Source organism: Acidimicrobiales bacterium, from assembly GCA_035533595.1.
In the GTDB taxonomy this organism is placed as follows: Bacteria; Actinomycetota; Acidimicrobiia; order Acidimicrobiales; family Bog-793; genus DATLTN01.
The window spans coordinates 1-14,204 of record DATLTN010000070.1 but is presented as its reverse complement, the minus strand read 5'-3'; the positions used below and the strand labels follow the sequence as shown (position 1 = coordinate 14,204).

Genomic DNA, 14,204 nt, shown 5'->3' with positions numbered 1-14,204 from the left:
TCGCGCTGGCTCGGGTGGACGATGATGTCGTCGTTCGAGGAGCCGGCGGCGACCATCGGGAAGACCTGCTCCATCGAGTCGGTGCGGAAGTCGATCACCACCGGGCGGTCGTCGATCGAGTTCGCCTTGTCGATCGCCGGCGCCACCTCCTCGGGCTCGGTGACCCGCAGCCCGACGCAGCCCATCGCCTCGGCCCAGCGCACGTAGTCGGGGAGGTCGGGCGAGAGGTAGACCTCGGAGTAGCGCTCCTCGTAGAACATGTGCTGCCATTGCCGGACCATGCCGAGATAGGCGTTGTTGAGGATCGCGATCTTCACCGGGATCCGCTCGGAGGAGGCGGTGACGAGCTCCTGGGCGGTCATCTGGAAGCAGCCGTCGCCGTCCACCGCCCACACCGTGCGGTCCGGGCGGCCGACCTTGGCGCCGATCGCCGCCGGCACGGCGAAGCCCATCGTCCCGAGGCCGCCCGAGTTCACCCAGCTGCGCGGGCGCTCGAAGCGCCAGTGCTGGGCCGCCCACATCTGATGCTGGCCGACGCCGGAGACGAGGATCGTGTCGTCGTCGTTGGCGGCGCGCAGCTGCTCGATCACGTACTGCGGCTTCAGCACGCCGGCTTCGCCGGAGGCGTCGTAGGTGAAGGGGAAGCGCTCCCGCCAGGCCTCGCACTGCGCCACCCAGGGCCCGAGGCGCTCCCCGGCGCCGCGGTCGTGAGCGGCGGCGATCCCGGTGATGAGCGCCTCGATCGCGAGCCGGCAGTCGGCGGCCACGGCCACGTCGGGGCGGCGGACCTTGCCGTGCTCGGCGCGGTCGATGTCGACGTGGATCACCTTGGCCCCGGGCGCGAAGGCGGAGATCTTGCCGGTCACCCGGTCGTCGAAGCGCGCGCCGAGGGCGACGAGGAGGTCGGCGCGCTGCAGGGAGGTGACCGCCGCGTAGCTGCCGTGCATGCCGGGCATCCCGAGGTGGCGGCGGTGCGAGTCCGGGAAGGCGCCGCGCGCCATCAGCGTCGTGACGACCGGGATGCCGGTGAGCTCGACGAGCTCGGCGAGCGCCGGCGAGGCGTCGGCCTTCAGCACGCCGCCGCCCACGTAGAGCACCGGGCGCTCGGCCGCGGTGATCAGCTCGACGGCGGCGGCGATCGCCGCGGCCTCGGGCTCGCGCACCGGGTGGTAGCCGGGGAGGTCGAGTTGCTCGGGCCAGTGCCAGGTCATCTTCGCGTTGGCGACGTCCTTCGGGAAGTCGATGAGCACCGGGCCCGGGCGACCGCTCGTCGCGACGTGGAAGGCCTCCGCGACGACGTTCGGGATCTCGGCGGCGTCGGTGACGAGCCAGTTGTGCTTGGTCACCCCCATCGTGATGCCGGTGGTGTCCACCTCCTGGAAGGCGTCGGTGCCGATCGCCGCGGTCGCCACCTGGCCGGTGATGACGACGAGCGGGATCGAGTCCATGTAGGCATCCGCGAGCGGGGTGACGATGTTCGTCGCCCCTGGGCCGGAGGTGACCATCGCCACCCCGGGGCGGCCCGTCACCTGCGCGTAGCCCTCGGCGGCGTGACCGGCGCCCTGCTCATGGCGGACGAGGATGTGACGGATCGAAGAGTCGATGATCGGGTCGTAGACGGGCAGGATCGCCCCGCCGGGGAGACCGAAGACGACCTCGACCCCCTCGTGCTCGAGGCTCTTGATGAGTGCTTGCGCGCCGGTGAGCTCCACTCGCTCCACTCCTTCCTGTTCCCTCGTCGTGTCGGTCGATGGGTTGGCTGGGTCTCGGGCTCCGCGTCCCGGAGGGCGCTCCGGGGAAACAAAACGACCTCCCTTTCGGGAGGCCGCGGGGCAACGACGGAGATGCCGTCGTTGCTACGTAAGGACTACCAGGTGCGCGGGCGAAACAGTCACGGCCCCGATCTTGCCAGCCCGCCGCGCCACTGTAAAGCCGTCCTCAGGCCTCGGTGATCGCGCCCCGCTCGGCGCCGGTGACGAGGCGGGCGTACTTGGCGAGCACGCCGAAGGTGTAGCGGGGCGGCGGCGGGTCGAAGCGCTCTCGGCGCCGGTCGAGCTCGGCCTCGTCCACGAGCAGCTCGATCGAGCCGTTCTCGGCGTCGATCACGATGCGGTCGCCGTCGGCGACGAAGGCGATCGGGCCACCGACGCTCGCCTCGGGGGCGACGTGGCCGACGCAGAAGCCGCGCGTCCCACCCGAGAAGCGGCCGTCGGTGATGAGGGCGCAGTCGCCGCCGCGCCCCGCCCCGGTGAGCGCCCCGGTGACGGCGAGCATCTCGCGCATCCCCGGGCCCCCCTTCGGCCCCTCGTAGCGGATGACGAGCACCGTGCCCGGCACGACCGAGCCGGCGAGGATCGCGTCCATCGCGCCGTCCTCCCCGTCGAAGACCCGCGCCGTGCCCTCGAAACGCATGAGGTCGGTGCCGGCGATCTTCACGACCGCCCCCGCGGGCGCGAGCGACCCCCGGAGGATGACGATGCCGCCGCGGCGGTGGATCGGCGCCTCGAGGGGGTGGACGACGACCCCGTCCGGGGCCGGCGGGTCGAGGCGCTCGATGTTCTCCCCGAGCGTCGAGCCGGTGACGGTGAGGCAGTCACCGTTCAGGTGGCCGGCGTCGAGGAGCGCCTTCAAGACCACGGGGAGGCCACCGACGCGGTCGAGGTCGACCATGTGGAACTTGCCGTGCGGCTTCATGTCCGCGAGGTGCGGGACGCGCGCCCCGATGCGGGCGAAGTCGTCGATCGAGAGGTCGACGTGGGCCTCGGCGGCGATCGCGAGCAGGTGCAGCACGGCGTTGGTGGAGCCGCCGAGCGCCATCGTCACGGCGATCGCGTTCTCAAAGGCGGCGCGGGTCATGATCTGGCGGGGGCGGATGCCCTTCTCGAGGAGGCCGATCACGGCCCTGCCGGAGTCGAAGGCGTTGTCGTCGCGACGGCGGTCGACGGCCGGCGCCGAGGCTCCCGCGGGCAGCGACATCCCGATCGCCTCGCCGATCGCCGCCATCGTGTTCGCCGTGAACATGCCGGCGCAGGCGCCCTCGCCGGGACAGGCGTTGCGCTCGATCTGGTAGAGCGTCTCGTCGTCGATCTGCCCTGCGGCGTGCGCGCCGATCGCCTCGAAGACGCTCACCACGTCGAGGGTCTGGTCGCGCCAGTGGCCGGGGAGGATCGTCCCCGCGTAGACGAAGACCATCGGCAGATCGAGGCGCGCCGCCGCCATCAGCATCGCCGGGAGCGACTTGTCGCAACCGGCGAGGCCGATGAAGCCGTCGAAGCGCTCGGCGTGCATCACGGTCTCCACCGAGTCGGTGATCACCTCGCGGCTGACGAGCGAGGCCCGCATCCCCTCGTGGCCCATCGAGATGCCGTCCGAGACGGTGATCGTCCCGAACTCGAGGGGGAAGCCGCCCGCGGCGCGCACCCCGTCCTTCGCGCGGTGCGCGAGGCGCGCCAGCGAGAGGTTGCAGGGTGTGACCTCGTTCCAGGTCGAAGCGATGCCGATCTGCGGCTTGTCGAAGTCCTCGTCGCGCATCCCGACGGCGCGCAGCATCGCCCGCGCCGCGGCGCGCCGCGGGCCGTCGGTGACCTCGTGGCTGCGGATCTTCAGGTTGGCCGGCGGCGTGGTCTCGGTGCTCATAGCGGCTCAGCCTATGGGCGCCGACCGCGAGGATGCACCGCCGGCGTCGGCGTGCGGTTCCCGGCCGGCGGCGGCCGGCCGGGAACCGCACGGCCGACCCGGGGCCGTGCCGCTAGAAGGCGCGTAGCCTGCGGTCACCCCCGGCCGCGAGGTTGCCGGGCGGTCGACGGATCAGAGCGACGGAGCGCGCGGCGCGGCTTCGTCTACGAATCGGGGGGAACGAGATGCGGCGAAGCGGACGAAACCCGGCAGGCATCGCGCTCGCGTGCGGGGTGGCCCTCGTCCTCGCTGTCGGCGCCGCGAGTAGCCCTGCGGGCGCCGTCGCGACCGCCCGCACCTCCCCCGTCGCGACCGCGGGCAAGGCGCTCCTTCGCCTCACGGACATGCCGAAGGGCTGGACCTCCTCGAAGTCCTCGTCCGGTGGCGGCGGTGCCTTTCCGGGGTCGTCGCAGCTGGCGCGGTGCCTCGGCGTCGCGACGAGCGTGGTCACGAGCAACCCTCCGAGCGCGACCAGCCCGGACTTCAACAGTGCGGACGGCCTCCTCACCGTCTCGGACTCGGCGTCGGTGTACTCCTCGGCGGCCTCGGCGAGGGCGGACTACGAGAGCCTCGCCAACCCGAAGGCGCCGTCCTGTCTCACCACACTCATGAACGGGACGGCGAGGTCGCAACTCGTCGGCCAGCTAGGCGCGGGGACTCACCTCGGGAAGGTCGCGGTGACGAGGGCCCCCGCCGCGGACTTCGCACCCTCGACCGCCAACTTCGTGATGAGCTTCCCGGTGACCTCCCAGGGAACGACGTTGAAGGTCCAGCTGACGGTGACCGACTACGTGAGGGGCGACGAGGAGCAGACGCTCACCCTGACGGCGATCGGGGCCTCCTTTCCGGGATCGCTCTCGCGACACTTGACGGCAGTGGCGGCAAGCCGACTGTGACGTGCCGGCGCAGCGCCCCGCCCGACGGGTTCGCGGCCCCGCCCGGCCGACCGAGCGGCAGCGCGCCGGGCCGATGACCGCGGCCGGCGGGGCGGTCCGGGGATGACGACGAGGACCGCCGCCCTCGTGGCAGTCCTCGCGGCGGCCGCGATCGCGGGCGGTCTCCTAGCGGCCACGAACAGCGCGAGCCCGGCGCCGCGAGCGTCTGCGTCGACCGTCACCTGCAGCACGCCGCGCGGGGGTGGCCCCGGATACGACGCGTCGATCGGCAACCGACAGAACGGCCGGAGCGTTTGTGTGGCGACCGGCGAGCGGCTCTTGGTGGTGCTGAGCGGACCGAGCCCGAGCGCTGCGCCGTGGCGCGCGATCCACGTTTCGAGGGCCGGCGTGCTGCAGATCGCTCCGCTGACGCTGATGTTCAGGCGAGGCAGCACCGGGACGAACTTCCGAGCGGTGCGCGCCGGGACCGTCGTGCTGAGCGCGGCGCGTCCCGCCTGTGGGCCGGCGCCTTCGGGTGCGCCCACCTGCGGTGCGGTCGAGCGTTGGCACGCGACCGTGATCGTGCGCGCCGCGCGGAGTGCGTGAGGGCCGCCGCAACCACCTGAGGCGGCCCCGCCGCGATCGGCCGGCAGGCGGCGGCCACGTCCACCGCGACCGTGCGCTCGACGAGACTCGACGGTGTACCCGACGGACCAAGGGAGGCGCGATGCCCGCGGAAGGACTGTCAATGCTGCGGCCGGCGAGCTTCGGCCCGCCGAGGGGCACCTACTCGCCAGGCGTCCTCGCCGAGGCGCCGGGCCGCATCCTCTACGTCGCCGGCCAGACCGCGAGCGACAGCGAGGGCCGGATCGTGAGCGACGACTTCACGGCGCAGACGCGGCGCGTCTTCGAGAACATCGGTGCCGTGCTCGCCGAGGCGGGCATGGACTTCGGGAACGTCGTGAAGCTGAACTACTACCTGGTGAACGCCGACCACATGCCCGAGCTCGTCACGCTCCGCGAGGAGCTCTGGCCCGTGCTCTTCCCGGACGGCGCGTTCCCCGCCGCCACGCTCTGCGTGGTCAGCCGGCTCGGCCGCGCCGAGGTGCTCGTCGAGATCGAGGCCATCGCCGTCGACTGCACGCCGGCGCGCTGAGCGACGCACCGTTGACCGCACGCGCCCGTGCCTGGATGAGCTGGAGCAGCGGGAAGGACAGCGCCACCGCACTGGCTGCCCTTCGTGCGGGCGGCGAGCTCGACGTCACGGCGCTGCTGTGCACCGTGAACGCGGAAGCGGCGCGGGTGGCCATGCACGCGGTCCGGCGCACGCTCCTCGAGGCGCAGGCTCGCGCCGTCGGCCTCCCCCTCGTTACCGTCGAGATCCCTTCACCGTGCCCGAACGAGCTCTACCAAGCCCGCATGGCCGAAGCCGTCTCCGCGGCGGTCGCCGACGGGGTCACGCACATCGCCTTCGGCGACCTCTTCCTCCGCGACGTGCGGGCCTACCGAGAGGCGCAGCTCGCGGGCACGGGCGTCCAGCCCGTCTTCCCGTTGTGGCAGCGACCCACCCCGGCGCTCGCTCGGGAGATGCTGGCGTCGGGGCTGCGGGCCGTGCTCACCTGCGTGGACACCGCGCAGCTCGACGCCCGCTTCGTGGGGCGCGCCTTTGACGCAGCACTGCTCGACGAGCTGCCGGCCGCGGTCGATCCCTGCGGCGAGCGCGGTGAGTTCCACACCTTCGTCTGGGACGGCCCCGGCTTCTCCTCGCCCGTCGCGATCGGAGCGGGCGAACAGCTCGAGCGTGAGGGCTTCGCCTCTTGTGATCTGCTCCCAGGACCCGAACCGTGCGAAGCGGCGGAGGCGCGGTGAGCCCCGACCGTCAGCCGAGCGCCGTCGGGCGGAGGGGATCGGTGGCCGGACGGGGGCGCGGCCCCGCGTAAGGTGCCCCCGTGACCGACCAGGGACCCGCCGAGACCGACGCCCGCCTGCTCCGACGGGGTTCGCAGATCCCTCTCGTCGGCTTCGGGACCTGGCAGATCACCGGAGCCGCGGCGCACGCTGCGGTGGCCGCCGCCCTCGAGCTCGGCTACCGGCACCTCGACACCGCGACCGTCTACGGAAACGAGCGGGAGGTCGGTGACGCGCTCGCCGACAGCGGCCTCGCGCGCACCGAGGTCTTCGTCACCACGAAGCTCCCGGGGAACGCGACCGAGGTCCGAAGGACCCTCGAGCGGAGCCTCGCGGACCTCGGCGTCGACTTCGTCGACCTGTGGCTCATCCACTGGCCGCCCGCCCAGTCCTACCGACCGTCGGAGGGCTCCTCACCGAGGCTGTTCGCGGAGATGCTCGCCCTCCGCGACGAAGGGTTGGCTCGCGCCGTCGGGGTGAGCAACTACGGCACCGAGGAGATCGACGAGCTGATCGCAACGACGGGGGAGGCGCCCGAGGTGAACCAGATCCCCTGGAGCCCCTTTCGCCACGACGAGGCGATCCGTCGCGACCTCGACGAGCGCGAGGTCTGCCTCGAAGGCTACAGCCCGCTCGCCCTCAGCAGCCTGCAGCACCCCGTCCTCGTCGCGGCCGCGACGGCCCACGAGGTCACCCCCGCCCAGGTGGTGCTCCGCTGGCACCTCCAGCACGGCGTCGTCGTCCTCCCGAAGAGCGCCCGCCGTGAGCGCATCGCGGAGAACCGCGATCTCTTCGGCTTCACCCTCACCCCGACGCAGATGGCGGGCCTCGACGCCCTCGCTGCCGACTGAGCGCCGCGAGATCGGTGCCCGAATCGGACATGCTTAGGCGGTGGAGCGCATGATCGTCGGCCTGCACGAGGACGAGTCGTGTGACTGGGTCGCGGAGCTCTCCTGCCTGCACAACCAGCACGTCCGCCACCGCCCGCCCTTCCTCGAGCGGCCCTGGGTGCTGAGCGCAGCCGGGAGGAGCTCGCACATCGGCTCGGAGATCGATTGCCCGCTCTGCGACCGCGCGGAACTGCCGGAAGGGCTCGCGTTGGCGAGAACGGCGGGGCCCTTCGACGCGAGCACCCTCCCGGGGGGGTTGCTCAGGGATCACCGGGTGGCGCGCGGCACCTGGGGCGAGCTACTCGTGCTCGAAGGGTCCGTGCGGTTCGTGATGGCGGTCGACCCACCGTTCGCCCGGCTCGTCGGCGTTGGCGACCGTCAGGCGATCCCACCCGAGGTCGCGCACCACCTCGTCCTCGACGGGCCGGTGACGCTCAGCATCGACTTCCGGGTCCCCGCCGACCGGCAGGCGGGCACCGGCGTCGTCCGCCCCTCACGGCGTCCCGCCGCTCGGGGGGGCGCTCCTGCGCTTTCGGAGGAAACGCCAGGCGATCGGCACGGGCACCGAGAGGACGAAGCCGAGAACCCTCAGCCACCGCGTCTGCGGGACGAACCAGAGGGCCCTCCGGAAGCGCCGGACCCAACGTAATTCGTGCTTGCGCTGGCGCCGCTCAGCTCGCCGCGCGCTGTGTCGACCCATCGTCGTCCGCCTTTCCCGAGGCAACCCCACCCGCCGTCACCATGACCCCCGGTGCTCGGGGATGCGTGAGATCACCGGCAGGCAGAGGATCAGCAGCAGGGCGAACGCCGCGTACACCTTGGCCTGCACCTCGCCCGGATGGAGCGCCTGGGCGAGGATCGCGGTGGTGATCGAGATCGCCGCGATCGACCCCACCTGCCGCCCGGTGGTGCGCAGCGCGGCGAGGGAGGCGGAGTGCTCGGGAGCGAGCTGCAGGCCGGCGTTGCGGCTCGCCGGGGAGGAGAAGCCCATCCCGAGGCCGACCGCGCAGCAGCAGCACGCCAGCCAGACGTAGGCCGACACCCCCGAGGGGCGCACGGCGAGGGCGGCCATCCCGGCGGCGATCAACAGCGAGCCGACGTACAGCGGCGACCGGTAGCCGGTGCGGCGCAACGCCATCGCGGCGAGCCCCGACACGACGATCACCGAGGCCCCTTCGGCGGTGAGGAGCGTCCCCGAGCCGAGGGGGTCGATCCGGTAACGGGTGACCGCGTAGAGCGGGACGAGCACGAGGAGGCCGCTCGCCGCTCCCCCGTAGACGATGTTGATCACATTGACCGCGGCGAAGCCCCGCCCGCGGATGAGGCGCGGCTCGATGAAGGGGTCCGTGGCGCGGTTGATGTGGCGCGCGAACTGCGCCAGCGCGAGCACGGCGACCACCGAGGAACCGATCAACAGCGGCGACGAGACGCGGGTCCCCGCCTGGCCGAGGTAGCTGATCGCGGTCATGAGGGCCAGCACGCCGGCGCCGAGCAACGCCATGCCCTTCACGTCGAGCGGGCGGCGCGCCACGGCGTCGCGCGGCGGATCACGGGGGACGTACCGCAGGCACAGCACCACGAGCAGGATCCCGATCGGGACATTCACGAAGAAGATGCCTCGCCACGACCAGTAGGCGACGAAGAGACCCCCGAAGATCGGCCCGATCATCGAACCGATCGGGAAGATGCTGCCGAAGAGGCCGACCGCCTTGTCGCGCGACGAACCGAAGTGCTCGACGACGATCCCGGTCGCCGAGGGCGTGAAGCCCGCGCCCCCGGCCGCCTGCACGGCGCGCAACGCGACGAGGACGTAGATGCTCCTCGCCAGGCCGCAGCACAGCGAGGCGCCGGCGAAGATGACCACCGAGGCGAGGAAGAAGCGCCGCCGGCCGTAGCGCCCGCTCAACTTGCCGGCGAGCGGCAACATGAGGACCATGCCGACCGAGTAGGCCGTGATCGACCAGGCCGTCCAGTTGATCGACGAGTGCAGACCTTCCTTCATCGCGTGCAGCGCGGTGGCGACGATGGTCCCGTCGAGCGAGCTCATGAGGAGGGCGATCGCGACGACCGCGAAGATGGCGAGGCGCCGCGCGGGCGGGGTTTCGGCCACCGCCTCCCGAGGGCGCTCCGGAGGCACCGGCGCGGTGACCTCGGTGCCTCGGGGCTCCCCGCCGCTCGCTCCGTCAGGAGCAGCGGGGTCGACGGTCACAAGAGCCGAGGGTACTGGGCGGCGTCGGGGGCGGCCGAGCGGAGAAGCCCCGGTCACCGTGACGCTGCTCCACTCCGGCAAGGAGCGGCGACAGCTGTTGGCGTATCGCTGAACCTGCTGCTCTTGCTCGACGCCTCCTGAGCGCTCGCCTGTAGAATCGCGGGGTCGCCTCCAGTGGTTTGGATGCCGATAGCCCCGGCGGTGTTCCCGCACTGACCGGGGCACTTTCGCGTCGTGCGCGGCGCCGATGGCGCAGCGGCTGCGACGGGGGGCTCACCACTGTGCGCGCCATCGGCGGCCCCGCGGCACAACGGGACTCGGTCATCATTCGTCCCATGCCGATCTCGCCGCACGTCGCGCTGCTGCGCTCGCAGGTCGGCCAGCAGCTGCTCCAGCTCCCCTCCGTGGCGGTGCTCTGCCGTGACACAGCGGGGCGCGTGCTCGTCGTCCTCGAACGCGACTCCGGCAAGTGGTGCCCGCCCGGAGGGGTGATCGAGCCCGGGGAGGGCCCGGAGGAGGCCGCGGTGAGAGAGACGCTCGAGGAGACCGGCCTCACCGTGCGGCTCGACGGCGTGCGGGCGGTCGTCGGTGGCCCCGACTACCGGAAGACCTATGCCAACGGCGACGAGATCTCCTACGTCTCGGTGGTGTACGACGGTCACGTGACCGGCGGAGACGCAGCGCCGGACGCCGACGAGACCCTCGAGGTCCGCTGGATCTCCCTCGCGGAGCTCGGATCGCTCCCGAAGGAGCCCTTCCTCGAGCTCCTCGTCCGCGATCGCGTCCTTCAGTAGGAGGAGCTCCGGGCGTCGATTGTTACCCTCTCGCGAACGCTCGATCCGACGATGGAGGCGATCGTGCAGCGGCATCGGACGTCGATGATCCTCCTCGTCGCCATCGGCGTCGCCATGGCCGTGCCGGCGGTACCGGCCGTAGCGCTGGGCGCTCGCAATGCCCCCATCCTCCCCCGTGATCGTGAAGGTCATGCCGACGTTCGGGTCAACTGCCGGGGGCAGTCTCATGTCCGTTCAGGGCCTCGGCCTGGCCAGGGGAAATGGCCGGCCCCACGTCCTCTTCGGCTCTGTCAGTGTCCCCGCGGTATGCGAGACGACGGCGCAGTGCACCGTTCGCGCTCCCGCGCATCGTCGGGGCACTGCCCCGGTGAGCGTGGTCACGACAGGCGGGAGGAGCGCTCGGTCGACGTCGGCTCGCTTCACCTTTATCGCCCCCACACCTACCGCCCCGATCACGACGTCGATCGAGCTGGATGAGGCAACGGTTGCGGCGGGCACCCCGATTTCGGCCTCGTTCGTTGTCGACAACCCCGGCGCAGCGGTCCTCGTGAGTGGCTGCCCGGAGAATTCCACAATCACGCTGAGCAACAGCCAGTTGGCTACCGGTGGCGCATCCGGAGGAGTTGGATGCACGTACGTCATCGAGCCGGGCACGACAACCGTGCGCATCACCGTGCCGACGACGTACCAGCAGTGCACCCAGAATCCGGCGCAAGCGACCGCCAAGTCGCCGTCATGCCCGGCACCGTCGTTGCCAGCGGGGACGTACTCGGTGACGTACCGGGCCAGCTTCCAGGTCCCCGCGCCCGCGCCGGTTTCAGTGACGCTCACCTCCTGACGCGCCGTCGCTACGGACCGGCTCATACAAACCCGTGACTACGGCGCTGCCTGCCTTGCGAGGCACTCGGCACTTTCTACGTCGCAAGCGGTTCGGAGCTCTTCAAGCTCGCTGGTTCGCAGTTGATCCCGTTCGCCCACGCGAGCCTCCCGATCCAGAGCGCAGTTGCTGGGTCAGGCAACGTCGTCTACCTCGGCGAGGCAACCGCCCTGCAGTCCGTATCGCCCTCGGGGTCGATCTCGACGATCGCCCACCTTCGCGTCACGGACTCGGAAGCGGTCCCCGACGGAACGATCTACGTGGCGAACGGAACGCGGCGTCGATTAGCGACTGAATGTGACGTGCGTGACGCCACTCGGCGAGCTGACGGCCTCCACCTCGAAGCGGTGCTCGAGATCCTCGAATCCGTCCCACAGACGTTCCCCCCGTCCAAGCAGGATCGGCACGATCGCGACGTGGAGGTGATCAATGAGGTCCGCCGCGAGGAACTGACGGACGGTCGCCGTTCCTCCGCCGATGCGGACGTCCAGGCCACCGGCCGCATCTTGTGCCTTCTGCAGGGCCTCCCGAGGGCTGAGGTCGATGAAGTGGAACGTGGTGCCACCCTCCATCTCGACCGAGGGCCGCGGGTGATGGGTCAGCACGAACACCGGGGAATGGAAGGGTGGGTCGTCACCCCACCAGCCCTTCCATTCCTCATCGGCCCAAGGACCGCGTTGCGGTCCGAACTTGTTCCGCCCCATGATCTCCGCCCCGATGCCTGAGGCCCATTGGCTCGCGAAGGCATCGTCGACTCCCGTGCTTCCACCTGCCTGGCCCTGCATCTCGCGGAAGGTTCTCGTCGGAAAGAACCATTGGTGGAGCTTGGCCCCCGCGTGCCCGAAGGGTGACTCGAGACTCTGACCCTCGCCGGTGGCATAGCCCTCAAGCGAGACGGAGAAGTTGTGAACCCGAACTCCTGACATGTAGCTCCTTCCGATGCGTGGCCGACGAGGCTACGTACTTGCTCGAGGCCTTCGACTCGCGGATCCCCGAGCGCCCAGCTCATCACGCATCCCGAACGCCGTACGTGGCTGGGAGCCACCGATCGCTGTAGGCGCCGGGACTCCGTTTCAGTGGCGAGCTCCATCAGCCGGGCGAGGATCCTTCCTTCGCGAAAGCGACCGTGGTGGGACGTCAGCTACGGCAAGCTCTCTGGCCTTGTCGCGTATCAGCAGAAGACGACCTTTCCTGGGCGGATTTTCGCCCTCGACGGGAAGGTCGTCCTCGCGTACCTGTCTTCGGATCTCGGATGGACGAGTCCGTCGGCGAGTGATCTTTCGGCCGCAGTCGGATCGGAGCCCGTAGCACTGAGGTCGCGCGCGGGGAAGGGATGTGTCCGCTACGTAGCGGCGGGCGACGGCGTGGCGTACTCCGTCGATGAGCAGGGTGACGTGCTGTTCGCTGAACTCTTTTCACCTACCACGCTTGCCCGGTACGAGGCGGATCTTTACGAGGACCCCGGCGTTTTCATCCGTTGAGAGGGTCATCACACCCATCGCGCCGCGTCACGTTCAGCAGTTCTTCGTGGCTGCCTAAGCGAACATAAACGTCGGGCAACCGCCCCGGAGCTGACAAGAGCTTTAGGGGCACTCGGTCGAGGACGCGCAGAACAACAGCGGGCTGCCGACCTGACCCCCGGGAAGTATTCGGCGATCAGCTGGGGCGAGCTGGCGGCCGTGGCGATCACGGGGAGGTCCGGCGAGACTTCCTGTATGCAGCAGCCTGAGTTCCCGGAGGGCTTTCAGCCGCTCCGGCCGGTTCTCAACCTGCTTTCCGCGCTCCGCCTCCCGTGGTGGCTGACCGGAGGATGGGCAATTGACCTCGCCGTTGGCTATGTCTCCCGGCCCCACAACGGGATTGACCTGTACATGGTCGCGGGCGATGCAATGGCGCTGCCTGCACAGTTGAGCGGTGTCGCCTTCGAACTCGGGGATCCGCCACGACCCTGGGGTAGTGGTACGCCGACGCTGAAGCCGGGGGACCGTTTGGTCATCGTCGCGCCGGAGCTCCCGCTACCGACCCAGTTCGCATTCTGCGAGCCCGATGGTGCCGATTGGGTCTTCACCGACGAACCGGCGATTCGCCTTCCGATGGCCGAGGCAGTCACCAGCCGTTGCGGCGTACCGCATCTCGCGCTCGCGGTCATCTTGTTCCTTCGCGCCTTCTCCTTCCGCGCCCAGGACCAAGCAGATTTCGAAACCGCTCTACCCCTCCTCACGGCACGCGAGCGAGGCTGGCTTGAAGACGCAATCGAGCGGCGGGCGTCTGAGCTACCCCTTCCGACACAAACGCGGAGCCACCCCTGGATCGAGGCACTACGACGAGGCCGTCCTTGACCCCGGGGTGCTCTCTAGGACTGCCCTCCTTGATCAAGAGGTCAAGCAGAACGCGTGCAGTGCTCACTGTTCAGGGGCACCTCGTGGTAGGCCTGGCGAGGGCAAAAGGCCTACGCCCCGGCATTGTGGGACGCGGGGCGCAACGAATCGATCCACCCCTGAGCGACAATCTTCCGCGTGCTCCCAGTCGCGATCCTCATGAGTTGACGATCCGGCAGCGTTCGGGGGCAGTGCGTGTCGAGCTTGCCGTCAGGCCAGCACGCGGAACCGACAGCGAGGTCCGGGCGACCTTGCCAGCCGTTCATCCGCGGTCAGCAACTCGCAGTCCATCGCCTCGGCAAGAGCAACATACGCCGCGTCGTACGGCGTGACGTTGGCACGAAGTTCAAATGCCCGCCTCATCAATTGAAGCGTGGGATAGCGGTCAAGCTCGAGGGTCTCGAGGTCGTCAAGAGCGGTCTCGAAACGTGAGTCCGATACCGTGCCCTCGAGCCAGCGCTTCCGGAGCACCGAGACCGTTTCTACGTCGATGAGGTCCGGAGCCGCGAGCTGCTCCTGGGTTAGGAGTTCCTCGCGCGCTCGGCGGCCGTCCTCGCCATCGTCGGCGAGTGCGTTCGCAAGGACCGACGCGTCCAGG

At 70.3% G+C, this 14,204-nt stretch carries 14 protein-coding genes and 1 pseudogene; 9 read left to right on the top strand and 6 right to left on the bottom strand.

Features of this window, described 5'->3' with window-relative positions; all coding sequences use genetic code 11:
• Positions 1–17: 17 nt before the first annotated feature.
• Positions 18–1,742 (bottom strand): annotated as a pseudogene (locus tag VNF07_13135) (acetolactate synthase large subunit).
• Positions 1,743–1,938: 196 nt separating this feature from the next.
• The gene (gene ilvD, locus VNF07_13130; GenBank protein ID HVB07181.1) at positions 1,939–3,636 is read right to left on the bottom strand and encodes a dihydroxy-acid dehydratase; all 1,698 of its coding nucleotides are present in this window, start codon (positions 3,634–3,636) and stop codon (positions 1,939–1,941) included.
• Between the two features lie 272 nt (positions 3,637–3,908).
• Here ilvD and VNF07_13125 point away from each other — a divergent pair, with 272 nt between their 5' ends.
• The 6 genes from VNF07_13125 to VNF07_13100 all read left to right on the top strand — a co-directional run bounded on the left by VNF07_13125 (position 3,909) and on the right by VNF07_13100 (position 7,997).
• Positions 3,909–4,571 (top strand): hypothetical protein, encoded by a 663-nt coding sequence (locus tag VNF07_13125; GenBank protein HVB07180.1) that lies wholly within the window; start codon positions 3,909–3,911, stop codon positions 4,569–4,571.
• A 297-nt stretch (positions 4,572–4,868) separates the two neighbouring features.
• Positions 4,869–5,156 (top strand): hypothetical protein, encoded by a 288-nt coding sequence (locus tag VNF07_13120; GenBank protein ID HVB07179.1) that lies wholly within the window; start codon positions 4,869–4,871, stop codon positions 5,154–5,156.
• A gap of 121 nt (positions 5,157–5,277) precedes the next feature.
• Positions 5,278–5,706: a RidA family protein gene (locus VNF07_13115; protein ID HVB07178.1), complete on the top strand. Its 429-nt coding sequence runs from the start codon at positions 5,278–5,280 to the stop codon at positions 5,704–5,706.
• Positions 5,707–5,741: 35 nt separating this feature from the next.
• Positions 5,742–6,419, top strand: a complete 678-nt coding sequence (locus tag VNF07_13110; protein HVB07177.1) for a hypothetical protein — start codon at positions 5,742–5,744, stop codon at positions 6,417–6,419.
• An 80-nt stretch (positions 6,420–6,499) separates the two neighbouring features.
• Positions 6,500–7,309 carry an aldo/keto reductase gene (locus VNF07_13105; protein HVB07176.1) on the top strand — a complete coding sequence of 270 codons (810 nt, stop codon included), beginning with the start codon at positions 6,500–6,502 and terminating at the stop codon, positions 7,307–7,309.
• Positions 7,310–7,358: 49 nt separating this feature from the next.
• Positions 7,359–7,997 (top strand): DUF3565 domain-containing protein, encoded by a 639-nt coding sequence (locus VNF07_13100; GenBank protein HVB07175.1) that lies wholly within the window; start codon positions 7,359–7,361, stop codon positions 7,995–7,997.
• A gap of 87 nt (positions 7,998–8,084) precedes the next feature.
• Here the strand turns inward: VNF07_13100 and VNF07_13095 are convergent, their stop codons facing one another.
• Positions 8,085–9,458, bottom strand: coding sequence for an MFS transporter (locus tag VNF07_13095; protein HVB07174.1), 1,374 nt, complete (start codon positions 9,456–9,458; stop codon positions 8,085–8,087).
• A 434-nt stretch (positions 9,459–9,892) separates the two neighbouring features.
• Here VNF07_13095 and VNF07_13090 point away from each other — a divergent pair, with 434 nt between their 5' ends.
• Positions 9,893–10,351, top strand: coding sequence for an NUDIX domain-containing protein (locus tag VNF07_13090; protein HVB07173.1), 459 nt, complete (start codon positions 9,893–9,895; stop codon positions 10,349–10,351).
• A 234-nt stretch (positions 10,352–10,585) separates the two neighbouring features.
• Here the strand turns inward: VNF07_13090 and VNF07_13085 are convergent, their stop codons facing one another.
• Both VNF07_13085 and VNF07_13080 read right to left on the bottom strand, forming a co-directional pair.
• Positions 10,586–11,182, bottom strand: a complete 597-nt coding sequence (locus tag VNF07_13085; GenBank protein ID HVB07172.1) for a hypothetical protein — start codon at positions 11,180–11,182, stop codon at positions 10,586–10,588.
• Between the two features lie 330 nt (positions 11,183–11,512).
• Complete coding sequence (locus tag VNF07_13080) at positions 11,513–12,154, bottom strand: dihydrofolate reductase family protein (GenBank protein ID HVB07171.1); 642 nt, start codon at positions 12,152–12,154, stop codon at positions 11,513–11,515.
• A 150-nt stretch (positions 12,155–12,304) separates the two neighbouring features.
• On the opposite strand from VNF07_13080, the gene VNF07_13075 reads away from it, so the two are divergent.
• Together VNF07_13075 and VNF07_13070 are read left to right on the top strand one after the other, a co-directional pair.
• A complete protein-coding gene (locus VNF07_13075; GenBank protein ID HVB07170.1) occupies positions 12,305–12,709 on the top strand; it encodes a hypothetical protein in 405 nt (134 codons plus the stop codon).
• Positions 12,710–12,943: 234 nt separating this feature from the next.
• On the top strand, positions 12,944–13,567 hold the full coding sequence (locus VNF07_13070) for a hypothetical protein (GenBank protein ID HVB07169.1): 624 nt from the start codon (positions 12,944–12,946) through the stop codon (positions 13,565–13,567).
• Between the two features lie 249 nt (positions 13,568–13,816).
• Here the strand turns inward: VNF07_13070 and VNF07_13065 are convergent.
• A partial coding sequence (locus tag VNF07_13065; protein HVB07168.1) for a type II toxin-antitoxin system VapC family toxin occupies positions 13,817–14,204 on the bottom strand: 388 nt, incomplete at its 5' end.

Excerpts from the sequence above, each read along its gene's own strand:
- VNF07_13115 (HVB07178.1), top strand. The coding sequence starts at position 5,278 with ATGCCCGCGGAAGGACTGTCAATGCTGCGGCCGGCGAGCTTCGGCCCG.
- VNF07_13100 (HVB07175.1), top strand. The coding sequence starts at position 7,359 with ATGATCGTCGGCCTGCACGAGGACGAGTCGTGTGACTGGGTCGCGGAG.
- VNF07_13110 (HVB07177.1), top strand. The coding sequence starts at position 5,742 with ATGAGCTGGAGCAGCGGGAAGGACAGCGCCACCGCACTGGCTGCCCTT.
- VNF07_13070 (HVB07169.1), top strand. The coding sequence starts at position 12,944 with ATGCAGCAGCCTGAGTTCCCGGAGGGCTTTCAGCCGCTCCGGCCGGTT.
- VNF07_13090 (HVB07173.1), top strand. The coding sequence starts at position 9,893 with ATGCCGATCTCGCCGCACGTCGCGCTGCTGCGCTCGCAGGTCGGCCAG.
- VNF07_13080 (HVB07171.1), bottom strand. The coding sequence starts at position 12,154 with ATGTCAGGAGTTCGGGTTCACAACTTCTCCGTCTCGCTTGAGGGCTAT.
- ilvD (HVB07181.1), bottom strand. The coding sequence starts at position 3,636 with ATGAGCACCGAGACCACGCCGCCGGCCAACCTGAAGATCCGCAGCCAC.